Annotated in this window: 18 protein-coding genes; 11 read left to right on the top strand and 7 right to left on the bottom strand. The window is 62.6% G+C overall.

Features of this window, described 5'->3' with window-relative positions:
* The first annotated feature begins 148 nt into the window (after positions 1-148).
* Genes BLU37_RS22155 through BLU37_RS22165 form a run of 3 tightly spaced genes read left to right on the top strand, consistent with a single transcriptional unit; the run spans position 149 to position 3,468 of the window.
* Positions 149-1,705, top strand: a complete 1,557-nt coding sequence (locus BLU37_RS22155; RefSeq protein ID WP_090208918.1) for a flavin-containing monooxygenase — start codon at positions 149-151, stop codon at positions 1,703-1,705.
* Complete coding sequence (locus BLU37_RS22160; protein WP_010448407.1) at positions 1,702-2,604, top strand: SDR family NAD(P)-dependent oxidoreductase; 903 nt, start codon at positions 1,702-1,704, stop codon at positions 2,602-2,604. Before BLU37_RS22155 ends, BLU37_RS22160 begins: the two co-directional genes overlap by 4 nt.
* Before the next feature lie 33 nt (positions 2,605-2,637).
* The gene (locus BLU37_RS22165; RefSeq protein ID WP_090208920.1) at positions 2,638-3,468 is read left to right on the top strand and encodes a metal-dependent hydrolase; all 831 of its coding nucleotides are present in this window, start codon (positions 2,638-2,640) and stop codon (positions 3,466-3,468) included.
* 19 nt (positions 3,469-3,487) lie between these two features.
* On the opposite strand, the gene BLU37_RS22170 is transcribed toward BLU37_RS22165, so the two are convergent.
* Positions 3,488-4,633 (bottom strand): HlyD family secretion protein, encoded by a 1,146-nt coding sequence (locus tag BLU37_RS22170; RefSeq protein WP_090208923.1) that lies wholly within the window; start codon positions 4,631-4,633, stop codon positions 3,488-3,490.
* Positions 4,630-6,291 (bottom strand): MFS transporter, encoded by a 1,662-nt coding sequence (locus BLU37_RS22175; protein WP_090208926.1) that lies wholly within the window; start codon positions 6,289-6,291, stop codon positions 4,630-4,632. The genes BLU37_RS22170 and BLU37_RS22175 overlap by 4 nt, the downstream gene beginning before the upstream one ends.
* A 499-nt stretch (positions 6,292-6,790) precedes the next feature.
* Between BLU37_RS22175 and arnC the strand changes: the two genes are divergently transcribed.
* From arnC to BLU37_RS22215, 8 genes are all read left to right on the top strand, one after another.
* A complete protein-coding gene (arnC, locus tag BLU37_RS22180; protein WP_010448400.1) occupies positions 6,791-7,804 on the top strand; it encodes an undecaprenyl-phosphate 4-deoxy-4-formamido-L-arabinose transferase in 1,014 nt (337 codons plus the stop codon).
* Positions 7,801-9,792 (top strand): bifunctional UDP-4-amino-4-deoxy-L-arabinose formyltransferase/UDP-glucuronic acid oxidase ArnA, encoded by a 1,992-nt coding sequence (gene arnA, locus BLU37_RS22185; RefSeq protein ID WP_090208929.1) that lies wholly within the window; start codon positions 7,801-7,803, stop codon positions 9,790-9,792. Before arnC ends, arnA begins: the two co-directional genes overlap by 4 nt.
* On the top strand, positions 9,792-10,676 hold the full coding sequence (arnD, locus tag BLU37_RS22190) for a 4-deoxy-4-formamido-L-arabinose-phosphoundecaprenol deformylase (protein WP_010448397.1): 885 nt from the start codon (positions 9,792-9,794) through the stop codon (positions 10,674-10,676). Before arnA ends, arnD begins: the two co-directional genes overlap by 1 nt.
* Positions 10,673-12,322, top strand: a complete 1,650-nt coding sequence (gene arnT / locus BLU37_RS22195; protein ID WP_090208932.1) for a lipid IV(A) 4-amino-4-deoxy-L-arabinosyltransferase — start codon at positions 10,673-10,675, stop codon at positions 12,320-12,322. The genes arnD and arnT overlap by 4 nt, the downstream gene beginning before the upstream one ends.
* Positions 12,319-12,663 (top strand): 4-amino-4-deoxy-L-arabinose-phosphoundecaprenol flippase subunit ArnE, encoded by a 345-nt coding sequence (gene arnE, locus BLU37_RS22200; RefSeq protein ID WP_090208935.1) that lies wholly within the window; start codon positions 12,319-12,321, stop codon positions 12,661-12,663. Before arnT ends, arnE begins: the two co-directional genes overlap by 4 nt.
* A complete protein-coding gene (gene arnF / locus BLU37_RS22205; protein WP_010448391.1) occupies positions 12,660-13,067 on the top strand; it encodes a 4-amino-4-deoxy-L-arabinose-phosphoundecaprenol flippase subunit ArnF in 408 nt (135 codons plus the stop codon). Before arnE ends, arnF begins: the two co-directional genes overlap by 4 nt.
* Positions 13,064-14,431: a UDP-glucose dehydrogenase family protein gene (locus BLU37_RS22210; protein ID WP_090208938.1), complete on the top strand. Its 1,368-nt coding sequence runs from the start codon at positions 13,064-13,066 to the stop codon at positions 14,429-14,431. Before arnF ends, BLU37_RS22210 begins: the two co-directional genes overlap by 4 nt.
* Positions 14,432-14,599: 168 nt before the next feature.
* The gene (locus tag BLU37_RS22215; RefSeq protein ID WP_090208941.1) at positions 14,600-16,195 is read left to right on the top strand and encodes an ArnT family glycosyltransferase; all 1,596 of its coding nucleotides are present in this window, start codon (positions 14,600-14,602) and stop codon (positions 16,193-16,195) included.
* A gap of 119 nt (positions 16,196-16,314) precedes the next feature.
* Here the strand turns inward: BLU37_RS22215 and BLU37_RS22220 are convergent, their stop codons facing one another.
* The 5 genes from BLU37_RS22220 to BLU37_RS22240 all read right to left on the bottom strand — a co-directional run bounded on the left by BLU37_RS22220 (position 16,315) and on the right by BLU37_RS22240 (position 23,109).
* Positions 16,315-18,153, bottom strand: coding sequence for a polyurethane esterase (locus BLU37_RS22220; RefSeq protein WP_090208943.1), 1,839 nt, complete (start codon positions 18,151-18,153; stop codon positions 16,315-16,317).
* 95 nt (positions 18,154-18,248) lie between these two features.
* Complete coding sequence (locus BLU37_RS22225) at positions 18,249-19,607, bottom strand: TolC family outer membrane protein (RefSeq protein ID WP_010448385.1); 1,359 nt, start codon at positions 19,605-19,607, stop codon at positions 18,249-18,251.
* Position 19,608: 1 nt separating this feature from the next.
* Positions 19,609-20,937, bottom strand: a complete 1,329-nt coding sequence (locus BLU37_RS22230; RefSeq protein ID WP_090208946.1) for an HlyD family type I secretion periplasmic adaptor subunit — start codon at positions 20,935-20,937, stop codon at positions 19,609-19,611.
* Positions 20,934-22,718 carry a type I secretion system permease/ATPase gene (locus tag BLU37_RS22235; protein ID WP_010448380.1) on the bottom strand — a complete coding sequence of 595 codons (1,785 nt, stop codon included), beginning with the start codon at positions 22,716-22,718 and terminating at the stop codon, positions 20,934-20,936. Before BLU37_RS22235 ends, BLU37_RS22230 begins: the two co-directional genes overlap by 4 nt.
* Before the next feature lie 79 nt (positions 22,719-22,797).
* Complete coding sequence (locus BLU37_RS22240) at positions 22,798-23,109, bottom strand: protease inhibitor Inh/omp19 family protein (RefSeq protein WP_090208948.1); 312 nt, start codon at positions 23,107-23,109, stop codon at positions 22,798-22,800.
* Positions 23,110-23,228: the final 119 nt, after the last annotated feature.

The raw sequence follows: 23,228 nt of genomic DNA on the forward strand, positions 1-23,228 counted from the left end.
CAATTCGTACAGACCACTAGCGTAAGAGATATTTTCAGGTAAATTATTTAAATTAATTTTTAAAACAAATAGTTTAATTGTGCAAGACCCAGTTTTCATCCCGCGACGAAACTGATCGTCAGGCGTCGCCACAATCGAGGTACACACCATGAATGCGTACTCGTCACCCCCCGCAGGCCGCGAATCGGTAGATATCGCGATCATCGGTTCCGGCTTTGCCGGGCTTTGCATGGGCATCAAGCTGAAAGAGGCAGGGATCGCCGATTTCTTCATTGCCGAACGGGCCAACGCGCTCGGCGGCACCTGGCGGGACAATCACTATCCGGGCTGCGCATGCGATGTGCAGTCCCATGTCTACTCCTTTTCCTTCGCACCCAATCCGCACTGGAGCCGACAGTTCGCCCCGCAGGCGGAGATTCGTGCCTACCTGGAGCGCTGTGCCCGGGATTTCGGACTGGAGCAGCACCTGCGCTACAACATGGAGCTGCACAAGGCGGTGTACGACGAGGGACTGCAACGCTGGCAACTGAGCTTCGCCGACGGGCGCGAAGTCAGTGCCCGGGTCCTCGTCAGCGGCATGGGCGGGTTGTCGCGCCCGGCCTTGCCGGATATCCCGGGCCTTGAGCGCTTCGCCGGCAAAAGCTTCCACTCCCAGAACTGGGACCACCAGTATCCGCTGGAGGGCAAGCGTGTCGCGGTGATCGGTACCGGCGCCAGCGCAATCCAGTTCGTTCCGCAAATCGCCCCACGGGTGGCCCACCTGAGCCTGTTCCAGCGCACCCCGCCGTGGATCCTGCCCAAGCCCGACCGCCGGGTCTCCAGTGTTGAACGCTGGTTGTTCAAGCACCTGCCCGTCACCCAGCGACTGGCCCGCTCGGCCATCTACTGGCTGCTCGAAAGCCGGGTGATCGCTTTCGCTCGCCAGCCAAGGTTGATGAAGCTGGTGCAGAAAGTAGCCGTGCGGCACCTGCACAAACAGGTGGCGGCGCCGACCCTGCGCACCATCCTGACCCCCGACTACACCATCGGCTGCAAGCGCATCCTGATCTCCAACGACTACTACCCGGCGCTGACCCGCAGCCATGTCAAGGTGGTGACCCAGGACGTGTCGCACATCGAAGCCGATGCAGTGGTCACCCGCGACGGCACCCGCCACCCGGTCGACTGCCTGATCTACGGCACCGGTTTCCAGGCCACCGAGCCACTGCCCCGCGGCCTGCTGATCGGGCGCAATGGCGTGGACATCATGGATGCCTGGGCCGAGGGCGCCCATGCCTATCTGGGCAGCTGTCTGCCCGGCTATCCCAACCTGTTCATGATCATCGGGCCGAACACAGGCCTGGGACACAACTCGATGATCCTGATGATCGAGGCCCAGGTCGACTACATACTCCAGGCGCTCAAGCAGATGCGTGAACAGCGCATCGGCGCGCTGGAGGTCCGGCCGCAGGTCGAAAGCCAGTTCAACAGCCGCTTGCAGCAGCAGCTCAAGCGTGCGATCTGGTCCACCGGCGGTTGCCGCAGCTGGTACCTGGACCCGCGCACCGGCAAGAACACCACGCTCTGGCCGGGCTCCACCTGGCGTTTCCGCCAAATGACCCGCCACTTCGAACTGCGCGACTACCTCACCTTCGGCGAAAGCCCGCAGCGCCCCGCCGTTGTCGTACCCGCCGTCATCGAACCCGCACAAGGCAGCCACTCATGAAGACATTCGACGGCAAGGTCGCCGCCATTACTGGCGCAGGTTCCGGCATGGGCCGGGCGCTGGCCATCGCCCTGGCACGCGAGGGCTGCCACCTGGCACTGGCCGACAAGAACGCTGCCGGCCTTGAACAGACCCTGGTCCTGGCCCGCGCCGCTGCCCTGTTGCCGCTGCGCATGAGCTCCCAGGTGCTGGACGTCGCCGATCGCCTGGCGATGTTCGACTGGGCGGCGGCGACCGCCGCCGAACACGGCCAGATCAACCTGATCTTCAATAATGCCGGCGTCGCCCTGTCGAGCACCATCGAGGGCATGAGCCTGGAAGACCTGGAGTGGATCGTCGGTATCAACTTCTGGGGCGTGGTGCATGGCACCCAGGCCTTTCTGCCCTACCTCAAGCAGTCCGGCGACGGGCATGTCGTCAACACTTCCAGTGTCTTCGGGCTCTTCGCCCAACCCGGCATGAGCGGCTACAACGCCAGCAAATTCGCGGTGCGCGGCTTTACCGAGGCGTTGCGCCAGGAACTCGACCTGATGGCCAACGGCGTCTCGGCCACCTGCGTGCACCCGGGCGGCATCCGCACCGACATCGCCCGTTCCAGCCGCATCAGCGACAACGTCAAGGGCCTGCTGATCGAGAGCGAACAACAGGCCCGGGCCGATTTCGAGAAGTTGTTCATCACCACTGCCGAACAGGCCGCGCGGGTGATCCTGCAAGGCGTGCGCAAGAACCGGCGCCGCGTGCTGATCGGTCGAGATGCCCACGCGCTGGACCTGTTCGTACGGCTGTTGCCCAGTGCCTACCAGGCCCTGGTGGTGTTCGCCACCCGGCGTCTGTCGCCCCTGGGCCGGCGCAAGAACAAGACCGCAAGCTACGACGTCAAGGATTCGGGCGGAATCTGAACGCCCTCAACCGATATTTCAGGAGTGCCAGCCATGCTGCCGATCCGTCGAGACATCCACCCCGAACTGCCAGCCGAACGTATCAAGGACTGGCATGCCGAGGGCCCCTGGGTCACGCATTTCTTCAACGCATTGTCCCTGCTGTTTCCCTCGGGCGAGCTGTTCTTCATGGACAGCGTGCGCCATTACCGCGACCGGGTAGAAGACCCGCAGCTGCGCCAGGCGATCCAGGGGTTCATTGGCCAGGAAGCCATGCACAGCCGCGAACACGTGCTCTATAACAACTTGCTGGAGAACGCCGGACTACCCGCGCACCTGCTCGACCGGCGACTGCGGGCCATCCTCGACTTCCAGAAAAAACATTTCGCGCCATCGTTCAACCTGGCGATCACCATCGCTCTGGAGCACTACACAGCGATGCTCGCCGACCTGCTGCTGCGCGACCCGAGCCGCTTCGGCGACTCGGTCGAAGGCTACCGGCAGATGTGGACCTGGCATGCGCTCGAGGAAACCGAGCACAAGGCGGTGGCCTTCGATGTCTGGAACACGGTCATCAAGCCAGGCCCCAAGCGTTATCTGCTGCGTACCGGCGCGATGTTGTCGACCACGTTCTTTTTCTGGCTGGTGGTGTTCGACTTCCATGTCCGCCTGCTGATCGCCGACCGCAAGTCCGGACATCCACTGCGTGGAGGGTGGCGAATGGTCAAGTACCTGTTCGGCTGGCGTGGGGTTTTCCCACGGATCGCGCTGCCCTGGCTGGATTACTTCAAGCCGGGGTTCCATCCCTGGGACCATGACAATCGCGAGCAGCTGGCACGGATCGATGGGCTGATGGAGGCCATAAGGACGCAGTCAGCCAAATAGAAAGGCGTGAAATCGATACTCAGAAGTCCTGCGTCACCGCCTTCACCTCACTGCGGGTATCGATACTCACCACCACCGACATCCCCGGCCGCAGCCGCTGCGCCTCGGCCTGGCCGGGATCGACGGTGATCCGCACCGGCACCCGCTGGGCAATCTTGACGAAGTTGCCGGTGGCGTTATCGGCCTGCAACAGACTGAACTCCGAACCCGTCGCGGGAGCAATGCGCTGGACCCGTCCGGTAAACCGACGGTGATCGAGTGCATCGACGGTGAAGGCCACCGCCTGTCCTTCGCGCACATCAGCCATCTGCGTTTCTTTCATGTTGGCGATGACCCAGCAGCGCTCCGGCACCAACGCCATCAATTGCGCACCGGAGTTCACATAGGCGCCAAGGCGTACGCCGATCTGCCCCAGTTGCCCGTCCCGGGGCGCAACAATACGGGTATTGGACAAGTCGATACGCGCCAGCTCGACCGCCGCATCGGCATTGCTCACCGCCGCCTCCAGCGAACCACGATTGACCACCACGGTCTGCAGATCCTGGCGGGCAATCTCCAGAGCCGCCTCGGCCTGGGCGATGGCTGCCAAGGTCTGCGCATGATCGGCGCGGGTCACGTCCAGTTCGCGACGGGATATCGAACCATCACCGATCAACGCCTGGTTGCGGGCCAGGTCGGCTTCGCTCTTGCGCGCCTGGGCCTTGCTGTTGTCCAGCGCCGCGCGCCGCTGGGCGATCGTCGCCTCGGCGCTGCGCCGTTGCTGCTGGTTATTGGCCAGGGCGGCCTTCTGTACCGCCAGTTGGGCCAGGGCCTGGTCCAGGCGCTGCTGATAGATCCGATCGTCCAGGCGCACCAGCAAGTCACCCGCCTTGACGAACTGGAAGTCCTGCACCGGCACTTCGAAGACATAACCGCTCAGTTGCGGGCCAATCAACGTCACTTGCCCTCGTATCTGGGCATTTTCGGTGCTTTCGATGGCGCTGCTGAACGGCGGCAGTTGCCAGGCGTAGAGCACGATCAGCACACCGGCCAGCGCAATCGCGGCAAAACCCAACGACGAGATGATCCGGACCCGCAACGAACGCGGCTCGGTCAACGATGCGCCGGGAGGTGTCTGCCCCTCGGCGGTGGCGGCACTGGCATGGGTGGTCACGGATTCGCTCATCGGGGGGTGGCACCGCTGTTGGAGGTGGAAGATGGAGTATGGCTGGCGACCCGTCGCGTGGTGCTCATCAGCCACAGGCTGCGGATAAAGATCCAGATCATGGTCAGCACGGCGATCAGCGCGATCAGCATGAACACGTCGTTGTAGGCCAGCACGTTGGCCTCGCGGGTCGCCGCCGTGGCGAGCGCGCGCGCGCCCTGGGTGGTACGCAGCGATGGGTCGAAGATCGTCGAGGCGTAGCCTGCGGCAGAACCCTGCACCCGCGCTGCCACCAGGGGATCAGTCAGGGTCAGGTGCTCGACGATGCTGCTGGAATGGATTTTCTCGCGCACCACCTGGAAGGTCCCCAGCAGCGCCGAACCGATCAGCCCACCGAGGTTGTTGCAGATCCCGAACAGCACGGAAAAACTCACCAGGTTGCGCGGGTTGCTGAGCACGTTGCGCGCGCCCAGGGCCATGGTCGGGCCGACGAAGAAGGTGCCACCGAAGGCCAGCAGGAACTGGCTGAGGTACATGTTGGCCGGGCGGGTCAGGTTGTTCGAGAAACTGTCCATGGACGAGCCCAGCGCCATCAGCGCCAGGGAAATGATCAATGGCATCAACAGATGCTCGGGATGAATGGTCAGGGCACTGACTGCCAGCCCGGCAATACTGCCCACCAGCATCACCAGATAAAGGCTGCGCATCTGCTCGCTGCCCATGTTCAGCGCCTGGAGGAAACCCACTGCACCGGTGGACTGCTCGGAGAACACCAGGCGGATCAGGATCACCGCGAGCGCCAGACGGATCATCGCCCCGCTGCCCAACCAGCGGGTCATCAGCATCGGGTTGCTGCGGTTGTGCTCGATGGCCAGCCCGGCCAGGATCAGCGTAATCGACGCGGCACTGGCCATGCCGATCCAGGGCGCGTCCAGCCACCAGTCGATACGGCCGAGGGACAGCACCGCGCACAGCAGTGCCACTCCTGTGGCGAGTACTGCAAAGGTGAGAAAATCGAGTTTTTCGAAGGTCCTGAAGCGGTCGCCAGGCGGCAACTTGAGCAGAAAGACGCAGCCCAGCGCCGCCAGTGCCAGGCCCAACTCGAACAGGTACAGGCCGCGCCATTCGGCGATCTGCAGCAGGTCCTCGGAAAACAGCCGGGCCAACGGCAGCGCCAACTGCGAGGTACCCAGCCCCAGCACCAGGGCCTTGAGCCGCCATTTCGCCGGGAATGCCTGGATCATGTAATACAGGCCAAGGGAACTGAGTGCCGCACCGACCATGCCGTGGGCGGCGCGTACCGCAATGGCCGAGCTGAGGTCGTTGACGAACAGGTGGCCGAAGGTCACCAGGGCGTAGAGCACCAGGAACACCTCGGTAAACGCGCGCAAACCAAATTGCTGGCGAAACTTCACCAACAAGAGGTTCATCGAGACATTGGTCATCACGTAGGCGGCAGGCAACCAGGCCATTTCCGCCGTAGTAGCACCCAATGCCCCCTGCAGATAAGGCAGGTTGGCCACCACCAGCGCATTACCGAGCCCGCCCGTCAGTGCCACCAGCAATCCGACTGCCGCATAAGCCAGGCGCTTGGGCAGCGAATGCAAGGGAGTCGAGGGTGAGCCGGGCAGACTGGGACGCTCATGGGGCTGCCAGTCACGCGGCGTGTACTGATTCATTCAGGCGTCCCAAGTGCAGAATCTGCTTGAAGATTACTTATTTTCGTACAGCACCGGGAGTCTGTCAGAATAATCTCCATGGCCGAAACGGCTGCACCGTTTTGCCGACGATACGCCGCCGGGTGAACCGAAAAACGTTACATGTTTTCACCGGTCGCCGGTTTCCTGAATAAAACCTGTCTACATGTCAAAAAAGACACACGCTTGATCTATCTTTCATAGGCTTTTCACATCTGTGCGTTTACCGTAAGCCGTATCCACGACTTGAGTCAGTGAATCGATAAAAATCATGGAGATAACGCTACGCTACGTCTTTACCTTTCACGGTTTTGAGCTTTAATCGCCAGATGTCCGTCGTTTACGTCAGGAACTTACCTACAAACCGGCCTCGTTTGCCTGACGTACTGGTACAAGTCGTCTTTTCCGTGGTGAAATCCGGCCTGTCACACGATGGCACAGATCATCGCTTGCACTACTGAAACCTTTCTGGAAGAAGCCTTTGAAACCTTACCCAATTCAGCGCGTGTCGATCGTCATACCGGTCTACAACGAAGAGCAGAGCTTGCCCGAGCTGTTGCGCCGTACAGAAGCAGCTTGTGCGCAACTGACCCAGGAAGTGGAAATCATCCTGGTCGATGACGGTAGCCGCGATCGCTCCGCCGAACTGCTTCAGGAAGCCGCCGAACGCGAGGGCAGCCCGGTGGTTGCGGTGATCCTGAACCGCAACTATGGTCAGCACGCGGCAATCATGGCCGGTTTCGAGCAATCGACCGGCGATGTGGTGATTACTCTGGATGCCGACCTGCAGAACCCGCCGGAAGAGATCCCGCGCCTGGTAGACCAGGCCGCGCTGGGCTACGACGTGGTCGGTACCGTGCGCAACAACCGCCAGGACTCGGCTCTGCGCCGTTGGCCATCGCGCCTGATCAACCTGGCCGTACAACGTTCCACTGGCGTCGCCATGAGCGACTACGGCTGCATGCTGCGCGCCTACCGCCGCACCATCGTCGATGCCATGCTCGCCTGCCGCGAGCGCAGCACGTTCATCCCGATCCTGGCCAACAGTTTCGCCCGCCACACCACCGAGGTGCTGGTGCAGCACGCCGAGCGCGAGCACGGCGATTCGAAATACAGCCCGATGCGGCTGATCAACCTGATGTTCGACCTGGTCACCTGCATGACCACCACGCCCCTGCGGCTGTTGAGCATCATTGGTTTCAGCATGGCTGGCATCGGCGCGCTGTTCGCCCTGTTGCTGATCTTCCTGCGCCTGATTTTTGGCGCCGCCTGGGCCGGTGACGGTACCTTCGTGCTGTTCGCCGTACTGTTCGTGTTCACCGGCGGCCAATTCATCGGCATGGGCCTGTTGGGCGAGTACCTGGGCCGCATGTACAGCGACGTTCGCGCGCGCCCCCGCTTCTTCATCGAAAAAGTGCTGCGCAGCCAGCCCTCTTCCAGCACTGCTGCTGAGCCAACCCCTTCTACAACTACCGTCAATCAGGTTGCCCCATGAATCCGAAAGCTGTCGTCTTTGCCTATCACGATATCGGTTGCGCAGGCATCGAAGCTCTGCTGAACGCAGGTTATGAAATTGCTGCCGTGTTCACTCACGCCGACGATCCCAAGGAAAACGCCTTCTACGGCTCGGTAGCCCAACTGTGCGCCCTCAAGGGCATCCCGGTGCATGCGCCGGAAGACGCCAACCACCCACTGTGGATCGAGCGCATCGCCAAGCTGAACCCGGATTTCATCTTCTCCTTCTACTATCGCAACCTGCTGAGCGAAGCGCTGCTGGCCACCGCCAAGAATGGCGCGTTCAACCTGCACGGCTCGCTGCTGCCACGCTATCGCGGCCGCGCACCTGCCAACTGGGTGCTGGTCAACGGCGAAACCGAAACCGGTGTCACTCTGCACCGCATGGTCAAGCGTGCCGACGCTGGTGGCATCCTGGCGCAGAATCGCGTCGCCATCGAGCGCTCCGACACCGCCCTGAGCCTGCACGCCAAGCTGCGTGAAAGCGCCGCCAACCTGCTGCGTGATGCGCTGCCACAACTGGCCCAGGGCAAGCTCAGCGAAACCGCCCAGGACGAGTCCAAGGCCACCTACTTCGGCCGCCGCACCCCGGCTGATGGCAAGCTGGTCTGGGCCAAGCCGGCCGAAGAGCTGTTCAACCTGGTTCGCGCCGTGACCAAGCCTTACCCGGGTGCCTTCTGCGCCGTGGGCGAGCACAAGCTGATTGTCTGGGGCGCCGAAGTCGTCAAGGGCAATGAAGGTCTGGCACCAGGCCGCGTGATCAGCGTCGACCCGCTGCGCATCGCCTGCGGTCAGGACTCGCTGGTCATCAACGCTGGGCAGCGCAACGAGAACGGTCTGTTCCTCAGCGGTCCGCAACTGGCCAACGAACTGGGCCTGGTTGACGGTTCCGTGCTGCGTGGCGCCGAGTCGGGCCGCAAGCCACGCCGTACCCGCGTACTGATTCTGGGTGTCAACGGTTTCATCGGTAACCACCTGTCCGAGCGCCTGCTGCGTGACGACAAGTACGAAGTCTACGGCCTGGACATCGGCAGCGACGCCATCGAGCGCCTGCGCAGCCATCCGAACTTCCACTTCGTCGAAGGCGACATCAGCATCCACTCCGAGTGGATCGAGTACCACATCAAGAAGTGCGACGTGGTCCTGCCGCTGGTAGCCATCGCCACCCCGATCGAATACACCCGCAACCCGCTGCGCGTATTCGAACTGGACTTCGAAGAGAACCTGAAACTGGTTCGCTACTGCGTCAAGTACAACAAGCGCGTGATCTTCCCATCGACCTCCGAAGTCTATGGCATGTGCCAGGACAAGAATTTCGACGAAGACAGCTCGAACCTGATCGTCGGCCCGATCAGCAAGCAGCGCTGGATCTACTCGGTCTCCAAGCAACTGCTGGACCGCGTGATCTGGGCCTACGGCGCCAAGGGCCTGAACTTCACCCTGTTCCGTCCGTTCAACTGGATGGGCCCACGCCTGGACCGTCTGGATTCGGCGCGTATCGGCAGCTCCCGTGCCATCACCCAGCTGATCCTGAACCTGGTGGAAGGTACGCCGATCCGCCTGTTCGACGGCGGCGAGCAGAAGCGTTGCTTCACCGACATCGCCGACGGCATCGAAGCCCTGGCGCGTATCGTCGACAACGAGAACGACAGCTGCAACGGCCAGATCATCAACATCGGCAACCCGGACAACGAAGCCAGCATCCGCCAACTGGGCGAAGAGCTGCTGCGTCAGTTCGAAGCGCATCCGCTGCGCGGCAACTTCCCGCCGTTCGCCGGTTTCCGCGAAGTGGAAAGCAAGGCGTTCTACGGCGCCGGTTACCAGGACGTGGAACACCGCAAGCCAAGCATCGAGAACGCCAAGCGCCTGCTGAACTGGGAGCCTACCGTCGAGATGAGTGAAACCATCGGCAACACCCTGGACTTCTTCCTGAAAGAAGCCATGCTCGAAATCGCGGACAAACGCTGATGCAGGCTGGACTTCGTATCGATGTGGACACCTATCGCGGCACTCGTGAGGGTGTACCGCGGTTGTTGGAACTGCTCGACGAGGCCCAGGTCAAGGCAACCTTCTTCTTCAGTGTCGGACCGGACAACATGGGGCGCCACTTGTGGCGCCTCATCAAACCGCAATTCTTCCTGAAGATGATGCGTTCCAAGGCTGCCAGCCTCTATGGCTGGGACATTCTCCTGGCCGGCACCGCCTGGCCAGGCAAGCCGATCGGTCGGGACCTGGGGCATCTGATGCGCCAGACCCTGGCCGCCGGTCATGAAGTCGGCCTGCACGCCTGGGATCACCATGGCTGGCAGGCCAATGCCGGGCGCTGGAGCGAGGCCGAGCTGATCGAACAGATCCGCCGCGGCGTCGACTGCCTGAGCGATATCACCGGGCAAGCCGTCGAATGTTCAGCCACCGCCGGTTGGCGGGCGGACGAGCGCGTCGTGCAAGCCAAAGAACATTTCGGCTTTCGCTACAACAGCGACTGCCGCGGACACGGTCTGTTCCTGCCACGGTTGGCGGACGGCAGCCCGGGTACCCCACAAATCCCCGTGGACCTGCCGACCTTCGACGAAGTCGTCGGAGCGGACCTGGCCGCGAAAGATTTCAACGCATTCATTCTCGACCGGTTCAGCCCGGCGAAACTGAATGTCTACACCATTCACGCAGAAGTAGAAGGGATTCTGATGGCAAACGATTTTCGCCAGTTGCTGGCGCAAGCCAAGGCCCGCGGTATCGAGTTCCAACCGCTGGTCAATCTGCTGCCGGCACAGCTGGACCGGTTACCAGAGGGCCGGTTGGTGCGTGGCACCCTCAGTGGCCGTGAAGGCTGGCTGGGAGTACAGCAGGGATGACCAGACGCTGGGCGTTGCCATTGCTGTTCCTCGCTTTCCTGCTGTTTTATCTGGCGCCGTTGATGAGTCACGGCATGTGGATCCCGGATGAAACCCGCTACGCACAGATCGGCCAGGAAATGCTTCTGCGCGGCCACTGGGCCGCGCCGCATTTCATGGAGCTGCGCTACTTCGAGAAGCCCATCGCCGGCTACTGGATGATTGCCATCGGTCAGGCGATTTTCGGCGACAACTTCTTCGGCGTCCGTTTCGCCTCGGCCCTGAGCACCGGTTTGAGCGTGTTGCTGGTGTATCTGCTGGCCGGACGGCTGTGGAACGACCCGCGCAAGAGCTTCGCCAGCGCGGCGCTGTTCATGAGCTTCGGCCTGATCGCCGGCCAGGCCGGTTATGCCAACCTCGATCCGCAGTTCACCTTCTGGGTCAACCTGAGTTTCTTCGCCCTGTGGCTGGCCATCGACAGCCAGACCCGCAAGGCCCGCCTGCTGTCCTGGGCGGCCTTGGGTTTTGCCTGCGGCTGGGGTTTCATGACCAAAGGCTTTCTCGCGCTGCTATTGCCGGTGCTGATCGCCCTGCCCTACATGATCTGGCAGAAACGCTTTCGCGAACTGGTGGGCTACGGCCTGGTGGCAGTGCTGGTCGCAGCGCTGGTCAGTCTGCCGTGGGTCATCGCCGTGCACCTGCAGGAACCGGACTACTGGCGGTTCTTCTTCTGGCACGAGCATATCCGTCGTTTCGCCGCCGAAGATGCCCAGCACACCCGGCCATGGTGGTTCTACCTGCCGCTGATCGTGGTTTCCAGCCTGCCCTGGGCCCTGCTGTTCCCGATCACCCTCAAGGACGCCTGGAACAGCAAGGGCCAGCGGATCACCGCGTTCCTGCTGCTGTGGCTGTTGCTGCCGCTGGCGTTCTTCAGCCTGAGTCGTGGCAAATTGCCGACCTACATCATGCCGTGCCTGATGCCACTGGCGCTGCTGATGGGGCACTCGTTGATGGAGCGCCTCACACTGGGACAAGCCAGGGTGTCGCGCCTCAATGGCCTGCTCAACCTGGTGCTGGGCCTGGTGGCGCTGGCTGCCGTGGTGTTCTTCCAGCTGAAGAAGCCGTTCTACGACAACGAGCCGACTCATTTGGCCCTGCTGTGCGTGGTGATCGGCGGCTGGATCCTGTTCAACACCCTGACCGTGTTCCGGCCGCAGCAACTGTGGGCGCTGCCGGCCCTGGGTATGGGCCTGCTGATCGCGCTGCTGCCGGCGGCGATGCCCGACGTCATCGTGCACAACAAGATGCCCGATCAGTTCATCGCCGACCATGAACAGGAGTTGAGCCAGAGCCGTCATCTGTTGAGCAACGACCTGGGAGCTGCCTCGGCACTGGCCTGGCGGCTCAAGCGTACCGATATCACCCTCTACAACACTCAGGGCGAGGTCAAGTACGGCTTGTCCTACCCGGAAGCCGAACAGCGTACCCGGGACATGGACCAGATCCCGTCCTGGATGGAGCAGGCTCGGCGTGAAGGCCAGGTCGGTGTGGTCATGCGCGTCAAGGACGAGGAAGAACTGCGCGAAATCGACAAGTTGCCCAAGGATTACAAGCGCTACGAGGAAGGCAACATCGTCATCCTGATTTTCCCGCAGAGCGCTCCATGACCCTGGTCCTTCTCCTCGGCGCCTGCCTGCTGACGTGCCTGGGCCAGGTGGCCCAGAAGTTCGCCGTCGAAGGCTGGCGCGAACCCTCCCTGGGTATGTTCGACAAGCTGCGTTCGCCGTGGTTGTGGCTGGCCCTGGCCAGCCTCGGCCTGGGCCTGCTGGTGTGGTTGCTGGTACTGCAGAGACTGGAAGTCGGGGTTGCCTACCCGATGCTCAGCCTCAATTTCGTCCTGATCACGCTGGTGGCGCACTACCTGTTCAAGGAATCGATCGACTCGCGTCACTGGTTCGGCGTCGCATTGATCATGGCCGGCGTGGTGTTGCTGGGGCTGCAGCTATGAGTCTGGCCCGCGGTTTCACCTTCGCCAGCGGCAGTGTCCTGCTGGTCAGCAGCGCACAGTTGGGCATGCGGTGGAGCATGACCCGCCTGCCCGAGCCGACCCAGTGGCTGGACGCGCTGATGACCGGCAACGTCTCCTGGATAGCCCTGTCGGTAGTGGCCGCCTCGATTCTGGCCTATGCGCTGTCGATGCTCTGCTGGCTGATGGCCCTGCGTGATGTACCGCTGGGCCGCGCCTATTCGTTGCTCAGTGTCAGTTATGCGCTGGTCTACCTGCTGGCGGCCAGCCTGCCGTTCTTCAACGAAAGTTTCAGTCTTCCCAAGACCCTGGGGGTGGCATTGGTCATCCTCGGCGTTCTCACGATCAATTCTCCACGTATACCCCGTCCTAGAGACTCCGTATGAAAATCAGCGTAATTGGTAGCGGTTATGTAGGCCTGGTTCAGGCGACTGTCCTGGCCGAAGTCGGTCATGACGTCGTGTGCATGGACGTTGACCAGAACAAGATCGACTTGCTGCGCAAGGGTCATATCCCGATCTTCGAACCAGGGCTGGAGACCATGGTCAAGAGCAACCTGGAAAGTGGCCGCCTGCACTTCACCAGCGATGAAAAGCTGGCCATCGAACACGGCCAGGTGCTGTTCATCGCCGTCGGTACGCCATCGGACGAGGACGGCTCGGCCGACCTCAAGTACGTGCTGTCGGTGGGTGACGCAGTGGTCCGCCACCGTTTCGAACCGCTGATCCTGGTGGAAAAATCCACCGTGCCGGTGGGCACCGGCGACACCCTGCGCGCCCACATCGAAGCAGGCCTGCAGAAAGCCGGTCGCGCCCTGGAGTTCGATATCGTCTCGAACCCGGAATTCCTCAAGGAAGGTTCAGCCGTCGAGGACTGCCGCCGTCCGGACCGCATCATCATCGGCTGCGAGCGCGAGGAAGTCCGCGAAGTGATGCGTGACCTGTACGCGCCGTTCAACCGCAACCATGACCGCATCATGTTCATGGACCTGCGCAGCGCCGAGCTGACCAAGTACGCCGCCAACTGCATGCTGGCGACCAAGATCAGCTTCATCAACCAGATCGCCGAACTGGCCGAACACCTCGGCGCCGACATCGAAGCCGTACGCATGGGCATCGGCGCCGACCAGCGCATCGGTTACCACTTCATCTACCCGGGCTGCGGCTACGGCGGCTCGTGCTTTCCCAAGGACATGCGCGCGCTGATCCACAGCGCCCAGCAAGCCAACTGCTCCAGCGACCTGCTGCAAGCGGTGGAAGCGATCAACGAACGGCAGAAACACAAGCTGTTCGACCGCATCAACGCCTTCTACAAGGGCGACCTCAAGGGCAAGACCTTCACCCTCTGGGGCCTGGCGTTCAAGCCCAACACCGACGACATGCGCGATGCGCCAAGCCGCGTGCTGATGGAAGCGTTGTGGGCCGCCGGTGCCCAGGTCCGTGCCTTCGACCCGGAAGCCATGCAGGAAACCCAGCGTCTGTACCCGGACGAGCCGGGCCTGTCGTTGATGGGTACCCCGGAAGCGGCGCTGGTCGGCGCCGATGCGCTGATCGTCTGCACCGAGTGGCAACAGTTCAAGGCGCCGGACTTCGAGCGGATCAAACAGCGTCTCAAGTCGCCGGTGATCTTCGACGGGCGCAACCTGTACGACGCCAGCCGCATGCAGCGCAAGGGGTTCACCTACTTCGCGATCGGTCGCGGTGCATCCCTGGAACTGCCGGTGACCCGCCACGGCCACGTAGAAGCCTGATCCCCCTGCTCTTGCAGGCGCCAGCCTGCTGACGATAGCGAGCGGTCAGTCGACATTTCGTCAACTGATACACCGCTATCGCCAGCAAGCCGGCTCCCACAGAAACCGTATGTTTTCTGCCCCTGGCAAATCCTCCCGGTGTCATCCGCCTTTCCCAAGGACTCCGTTGTGACATTGACCTCCCGTGACACCCTCAATCGTCAATCCCTGGGCCTGGGCCTGATCGCCCTGCTGCTGTTTCTCGCCGGGGTTTATCAACAGGCCGCCATCGGCTTCGACTCCCGCTTCGTCCTGTTCGCCCAGGAGATGCTGCGCCATGGTCCGGGGTTCTTCCCCACCACCTATGGCGAGCCCTATCCCGACTATTCGGCGTTCTCGACCCTGCTGGTCTGGTTGTTCGCCCTGCCCTTCGGCACGGTCAATGCCTTGGCAGCCTGGCTGCCGAGCGCGCTGGCAGCCGCCTGGATCGTGGTGCTGATGTATCGGCTGGTCGCCCCCTATTCGCCGCGCTGGGCCCTGCTGAGCATTGCCCTGCTGTTGCTGAGCAATACCTTCATCACCGAAACCCGTGCGGTCTCGCTGGACCTGTTGCTGGCCGCCGTCAGCTTCTCGGTGTTCTACCTGGGTTATGCCGCCGAGCATTTCGCCGCCGCGAAACGCCACGGCCTGATCCTCGCGTTGCTGGTGCTGGGCTTTGCCATTCGCGGGCCGATCGGCCTGGTGATTCCCACTGGCATGCTGTGCAGCTATTACCTGCTGGGTGGCCAATGGCGGCGTTTGTTCATCTTCGGTTTCCAGGCGCTGGGCCTGCTGGTGGCCTGCATCGGTCTGCTGCTGTGGCTGGCCTGGCTGGACGGCGGCGACTTCCTGCTCCATGAAGTGATCCGCATGCAGTTCACCGGTCGCATGGACGGCAGCGAAGGCTCCAGCGGCGTGCTGTATTACTTCAGCAGCTCGTTCGGCAACTATGCACTGGCTTATCCGCTGACACTACTGACCGTGGCGGCGCTGCTCTTCGGCGCCCGCCAACCGCGTGGCCCGGCGCTGCGACTGACGGTTTACTGCCTGGCTGCGGGCCTGATCGTGATGCTCGGACTGTCGGTGCCGCAGGCGAAAAAGGCCCGTTACATTCTGCCGATGCTGCCGATGATCGCCATCGTCGCGGCGTTTCCGTTCCAGGCCAGCCATGGGCGGCTGTTCGCCTGGCTACGCGGTTTGATCCAGGGCATCTGGCTGTTGCTGCCGGGACTGCTGATCGCCGGGATGATCCTCCTGCATCGGCGTTTTCCCGAAGCGTTGCCGACGCTGGGGCTCGCGCCCTGGCTGGCGGGTGCCTTGCAAGTGATTGCCGTGGTCGTGCTGTTCAAGGCCCGGTGGCGCGCACTCGGACTGGCCGCTTGCGCGGTACTGGCGATGTGGGCGAGCTACATCCTGATCGTCGAGCCGGTCGAGCGCACGATCTACGACACCCGCACGTTCACCCGGGCCGCCCAGCAGTTGATTCATCAGACGCCGGCGCCAGTGGTGCTACATGCCATGGGCAAGGATGCGAAGGCGATCAAGTTCATGGTCAATCTGGATGAGGACCTGCGACCGCTGTTCACCGATACCGCAGAGCAACTGCAGGCCGTGACCGGTCCGGCGTGGCTGGTAATGGACAAGCAGGATTACCAGAAGCTGCAAGGTACGCAGGCAGGGGCTTTGGTGCCGGTACTGAGCGGGCGGTTCGACAAGAATGATTTTGTGTTGCTCAAGCAGCCTTGACGCGGCGGATGGCCGCCTTTGGCGGTTCGCGGGCAAGCCCGGCTCCTACAGGGATTGGTGTCATTCTGTAGGAGCGGGCTTGCCCGCGAACCGCCGCAGGCGGCCAAATACTGCAATCCTCAGGCAATCACCACGCTGGCCCCCTTCAACACATCCAACCCAACCCCGACCAACGTCACCGAATCAGCGCCAAAGCTGAGCACGGTGTCATTCCCGACCACCTTGGCATGCTCAAGCATGTTGTGCCCCTGTGAATCGGCATAGCCCATGAACACCAGCTTGTCCGACGCCTGGAAGCCGCTGATCCGATCCTGGCCAAAGGCGCCGTTGAACAGGAAGGTGTTACCACCACCCCGCGCCTCCATCAGGTCGTTGCCAGCGCCGCCAATGAACAGGTTGCCCCCCTTGGCCGCGCCGATCAGGTGATCGTTGCCCGCATTGCCGATCAGCCATTCGCCCGATGCCTTGGCGGTGAGGGTATCGTCCCCCGCGCCACCCACCTGTGAAGCGACGTACTGCCCGCCGGACAGGCCCTGGTTGCCGACCGTGTGGGCGACGTCGCGGGTCATGAAGACCAGGTGCGGTTCGCTGCTGATCAGCGTGCCGATGTCCTTGGCGATGGTGATACCGCCTTGGGCATCGCGGATGTACAGGGTGCCCTGGCCGTCGTTGGCGATATCGAAACTGCCCAGGGGTTTCTGCAGGTCGAAGGTGTTATGGCCCTTGCCACCGATAACGATGTTATAGCCGCCGTCGTCGCGGAACGTATCATCGCCGCCGCCGCCCTCAAGGTAATCGTTGCCCCGCCCACCCTTGAGCAGGTCGTTGGCCTCGCTGCCAATGATGAAGGTGGTGCCGGTGTGGGCCTCGGCGTTGCGATTGAGGTCCTGGACCCAGGTCTTGTCCCGTGCCGGGTCGGACAGGTTGGCGACGATGATGGTCGAGTCCTTGCTGGTCAGATCGTAGAACGTCGAGGCGAGAATGCGCTGCATGCCGTCGCCATAGGCGGTCGGCAGGTGCGACAGCCAGGTGGCGATATTGCCGATGGAGAACGGCAGGACGTTCCAGGCATCCGAAGCATAGTGGTCGTTGAAGCTGACGATATTGTTGGTCGCCGAAGCCTTGTAGCCATCGTGGACCCCAAGGGTCGCCAGGTTCACGCTGGAGCCGTCGAGCACACGGAACACCGGGTCGTTTTCATAACCGATATTCAGCACCTGGGTCCCCGGGCCGCTCTGGGTTGGCGAGGCGAAGGCGATGTAGTTGGCATCGCGGTAGAAACCACCCCAGCGCTCCTTGCTCAGGTCTGCCAGGCTGTTGACCGCCAGGCCACCGAGGCTATGACCACTGACCAGCACATCGTGACCACTCAAGCCATTGGCCGTGGCAAAGGTGGCGACACTCTTGAGCAACCCATCGAAGGCATTGGCGCTGTAATTTTTCGCATAGTCCCTGGGACCGATGGCCGCCAGCAGGTCGTTGATCGCATCGCCGAGGGTATCGCTGATCACGGTTTCCCTCGGCCCACTGGTACCGCGAAAGGCAATGCCGATCGACGTCAGGTGTCCCTGGGCGTCGTACTTGCCGAGCACTTCCGCCTGTCCCGTGGTGTAACCGGCCTTCTCGCCATAGAAGGTACCGCGACCATCGGTCTTGCCGACGTAGCCCAACTGGCTGGCACTGATCGGCGTCCAGCCAGCCGCCTTCACGGCCGCCAGAGCGGCCTTTTCCGAATCCGGATTCCACGGAATGCCGGGGATCACGCCCTGCGCATCGGTGCCGCCGATCAGCGCCTTTACCAGCGTTGCCGGCAAGCCCAGGCCGAAGCCGTGCTGCTGGTAACCTACGGCAAAGCCGTTGTCGAGGTTGTGATAGGAATACAAGGTGATCGCCATTGCGTCGGAGTACAACGCTTTGGAAATCTCGGAACCCGCGTTTTTATAGTCAAAGACACCCATGGTATTGCCTCTCTGTTGTTGAACTTGTCGAGAAAGCACGAAACAGGGTCAGGCACTGCGGGACATCTGCCGCGACTGCGGGTGTCCCGCAGTGCCTAATGAAATGCCGCCTTCGGCACGAACGCCTCATCGACCCGCGCCAGGTCGCTTTCACGCAAGGTGCCGGCGTAATAGTGCAAGCGGGTCCAGGCCATCAGATAGTCGTAGCGCGCCTGTGCCAGGTCCCGCCGGGTACTGTAGAGCTGCTGCTGGGCGTTGAGCAGGTCGAGGTTGACCCGCTCGCCGCCGAGGATGCTTTGCCGGGTCGAGAGCACCAGCGACTCGGCCGAGGCCAGTGCCTTGCGGTAGGCGCGCAGCTTGCTTACCCCGGACAGGCAGGCGTTGTACTGGCGTCGCAGCTCGATCAGGGTTTCGCGGGTCTTGCCATCGAGTTCGTACTCGGCCTGCTCCAGATTGGCGCTGGCCTGGCGCACCGAAGCGGAAACGCCGCCACCGGCGAACAGCGGCACACTGACCTCGAAACCGACGGTATTGGTGTCGTAACGCTGGTTGTAGGTGTTGCCACTGTCGGATTCGCTCTTGCGCAGGCTGGCATAGGCATTGAGCTTGGGCAGGTGCCCGGCGCGGTTGCGCTCCACTTCGTAATGCGCCACCTCCACGGCCTGACGTTGTGACGCCAGGGTCGGATTGCTGCTCAGCGCCAGCTCATGCCAGGTGGCGAAGCTGGACGGTTCCAGGGGAAAGGACTCGAACCCCTGGCTCAAGGGCGCCAGATCGGTAACTGCCACCGTCGGCACGCCAATCAGCGCGCCCAGCTCGCGTAAAGCGGCATCCTGTGTGTCCTGGGCCTCGATCTCTTCGGCGGTGGCCAACTCGTACCGCGACTCCGCTTCGAGAATGTCGGTGCGGGTGCCTTCACCCTGGCGAAACAGCTGGGTGTTCTGCTGGAACTGTTCATCGAGCGCCTTCTTGCGGGCCTGGGCGATCTGGATCTGGTCTTCGGCGAACAGCGCCTGGGTGTAATAGGTCAGGACCCGCACCAGCAGTTCCTGACTCTTGCCGCGAAAGGTTTCGTCGGCGAACAGCGCCTGGGCCACACCCTTGCGATAGTTGGCGTAGGCCTCGTAGTCGATCAGCGGCTGTTGCAGCATCAGGGTCGAACCGGAACTGGTGTAGCGCCGGTCCTCATGGGCATTGCCGCGCTCGTTGAGGTAGGTGGCGCGCGAATCGTTACGACCCTGGTTATAGTTGTAGGACAGCCTTGGCAGCAGGCCCGCGCGGCCGATGGCACGATTCTCCTGGCCGGCATCGCGTTCCTTCAGTGCGCCGAGGAACACCGGATCGTTACGCAGCGCCTGCTCATAGACCTGAAACGGCCCCATGGCCTGGCACTCGACGGAACACAACAGCAAGGCAGCCGCAAGACACAGCGGTTTTTTCATCAGGCGCAACATCCTACTCCTCGGTCAACGCAGAGCCCGCACGATCCATCAGGGGCTTGAACAGATAGTTGAGCAACGACCGCTCGCCGGTGCGTACGAACATTTCCGCCGGCATGCCCGGCCTGATCACCAGCCCGTTGAGCTTTTCCAGCGCCAGGTCACTGACTGAGCTGCGGAGCACGTAATAAGGCGCACCGGTTTTCTCGTCGAGCAACTGGTCGGCGGAGATCAGGCTGACTTCGCCGCTGACCCGCGGGGTGCGGTTCTGGTTGAACGCGGTGAACAGGATGTCCACCGGCAACGCCGTACCGACCTTGTCCACCAGATTGACCGGCAAGTGCCCTTCCACCTCCAGGCGCTCGCCTTGCGGCACGATCTCCAGCAGGGTTTCGCCGGCACGCACCACCGCGCCTTCGGTGTGAACACCCAGGTTCACCGCGATACCCTCGGCCGGCGCGCTGATTTCGCTGTGCTGCAGCTCGAATCGGGCCGAGGTCAGTTGCTGCTCCAGAGTCAGGGTCTTGAGCTGGGCGTCGGCCAGTTGGCTACGCACCTCTTTCTGATATTCCTCGGTGTGCTGCGCCAGCTTGAGGCGCGACTCGAGAATGCCCTGCTCGACCCGCCCGCTTTCACCGTTGTTCTGCGCCAGATCCTGCTGCACCTGCGACAGTTGCCGTTCGTATTCCAGCAATCGGTTGCTGGGGATATAGCCGTTTTCTGCCAGGGGACGCAGGTTGTCCAACTGCCGGCGCAGGGAGTCGGCGCGCGCATTCATGTCGGCACGGGCTCGGCGCATGCCGGCCAGTTGCGCACTGGCGCCTTCGATGGCGGCGCGGATACCGGCCTGCTCGCGGGAGAAGGCTTCACGCCGGCTGCTGAACAACTGGCGCTGACCTTCGAGAACCAGCTCCAGTTGCGGATCGCTGTCGCCGGTCAGCTCTGGGGGAAAACTCACGCGCTGCAGGTTATCGCGTTCGCTCTGCCAGCGCGCCTGGCTGGCCCAGGCCACCCGATACTGCGCACGCAGAGACTGGACATCGGCGGCGTGCTGGGTCTGGTCAAGACGGAACAGCGGTTGGCCCTGGTGAACCAACTGGCCTTCGTGCACCAGAATCCGCTCGACCACTCCACCACCCAGCGATTGCACGGCCTTGCGCTTGCCGGAAACCACCACGGTGCCCTGCACCGCGATGCCCTGGTCCAGCGGCGCCAGGGTCGCCCAGGCAAAAAAACCACCCGCGCCCAGCAGCGCCAACCACCAACCGGCGCGGACAAAGAATCGCGCATCACGCTCCGGGCGCTCGAAACTGTCGTCGTGTTGCATCAGGCTATCCTGGCTCATGCTTCGCTCCTGCGGTTCGCTGCGCTGTATTGCCGGTTCAGGCTGAGCCCGGCAGGTGCCGGCGGCTGCGAGGGTACCGGCTGAGGCCCGGTCGGTGCCGTGCCGGAAAGTGCCTTGAGCACCTCGGCACTGGGCCCGAAGGCCTGCATCCGTCCCTCATTGAGCACCAGCAGCTTGTCTGCCTGGGTCAAGGCACTGGAACGGTGAGTCACCAGAATCACGCTGCTGCCCTGGGCCCTGAGTTGCGTAATCGCCGCCGTCAACGCGGCTTCGCCCGCCGCATCGAGATTGGAGTTCGGCTCGTCGAGCACCACCAGCCGCGGGCCGCCGTACAGTGCCCGGGCCAGGGCAACCCGTTGTTTCTGCCCACCGGACAGGCCGCTGCCGTCGTCGCCCAGCACGGTGTCGTAGCCCTGCGGCAGGCGCAGAATCAGTTCGTGCACGCCAGCCTGGACAGCGGCGGCGACCACCTTCTGCGGATCGGCGTCGCTGAAGCGGGCGATATTCTCGGCGACCGTGCCACTGAACAGTTCGATCGACTGCGGCAGATAACCGATATGCGGACCGAGTTCATTACGGTCCCAGCGATGAATATCCGCACCGTCCAGACGCACCACACCGCCCAGGGTCGGCCACACCCCCACCAGAATCCGCACCAGGGTCGATTTGCCCGACCCCGAGGCGCCGAGTACCCCCAGCACCTCGCCGGCCGCCAGTTGAAAACTCACCTGGTGCAGGGTCGCTCCGCGCACACCTGGCGGGCCGGCGCTGACCTGTTCGAAGGCCACCGCGCCCTTCGGCTCGGGCAGGCTCATGGGCGATTCGCCTTCCGGAAACTCGCGCAACAGTTCATCAAGCCGCCGGTACGCCAGCTTGGCCGCGCTCCACTGTTTCCACACCGCAATCAACTGGTCGATGGGGCTCAGCACCCGGCCCATCAGGATCGAACCGGCGATCATCATCCCGGAACTCATGTCACCCTTGATCACCAGCAAGGCGCCAAGACCCAGCACCAGCGATTGCAGGCACAAGCGCAGCGACTTGCTCAAGGAGGTCACCAGCGCGCCGGTATCGCTGGCCTGGTTCTGCCGCGCGAGAAACCGCGAATGCACCTGGAACCAGCGCTTGCGCAGGGCTCCCAGCATGCCCATGGCCTGGATGGTTTCGGCGTTGTGCAAGTGGCTGGTGGCCAATTGGCTGGACTTCTGCGAATAGCCGCTGGCCTCGCCCAACGGCTTGCGGGTCAGCCATTCGTTGAGGCAGGCCAGCGCGATCAGCAGCACCGCCCCCACACTGGCGAAGACACCCAGCCAGGGGTTGAAGAGAAAGATCACCAACAGGTAGATGGGAAACCACGGCGCGTCGAAGAACGCGAACAACGCCGGTCCCGTGAGAAACTGGCGGATATGGGTCAGGTCGCCCAGGGCCTGTCCGGCGTGGCCTTGGCCGCGAAACAGGTTGCGCTCGAATGCGGCCTGATAGACCCGCAGGTTGAAGCGCCGTTCGAGTTGGCTGCCGATACGGATCACGATAAAACTGCGGATCACTTCCAACAGCCCGATGAAGGCGAAGAAGCCCACCACCATCAGTGTCAGCATCACCAGGGTGGTTTCATTCTGCGAGGTCAGGACCCGGTCGTAGACCTGCAGCATGTAGATCGATGGGACCAGCATCAGCAGGTTGATCAACGCGGTAAAACAACCGACGCTGATCAGCGTGCTTTTATAGTCACCCAGCACGCGGAACAAGGGTGTGCCGGGCATCGTGTTCAACGACTTCATTTATCTTCCCTGATCATACTGATTTCAAGAGTTCGTGCGGCCCGGCGACCTCAGCCCTGTCGCCGAGGCCGCCGGTCATTCAGGTCGACTTGCGTACCAGCACCAGAGTCTTGCCATTTTGCAGGCGCGCCTCGTACAGGCCGTCCTCCTGCCGGTTGAGGTGGACCAGGCCACTGCCTGCGGCGCCATACAGCCAAATACCGTCCGGCGTCGGTTCCCAGCTCGTCGGGCGTTCGCCCAGCCAGCGGGTCGCACAGTCCAGATCACCGTCGAGTGCCGGCGCCTGGGTCGACAGCCGCAGCTCGCAGGCGGCGTTGCTGTCATCCTGGGGATACAGTCGCCAGGTCCCGACCAGCGTGTCGGGGGCGGGAAGAATCAAGCTACGTGCCATACAGTGTTCTCCTGTCAACAGCATCGATGCGGCCAGTAGCCACACCTTCAATACAACACGGGGAATGAATCGGTCGATCATGAGCCCTCGCACTCTCCTCAGGGAGCAGCGCGCAGGCG

The sequence above is a fragment of the Pseudomonas asplenii genome (genome assembly GCF_900105475.1).
Classification (GTDB): domain Bacteria; phylum Pseudomonadota; class Gammaproteobacteria; order Pseudomonadales; family Pseudomonadaceae; genus Aquipseudomonas; species Aquipseudomonas asplenii.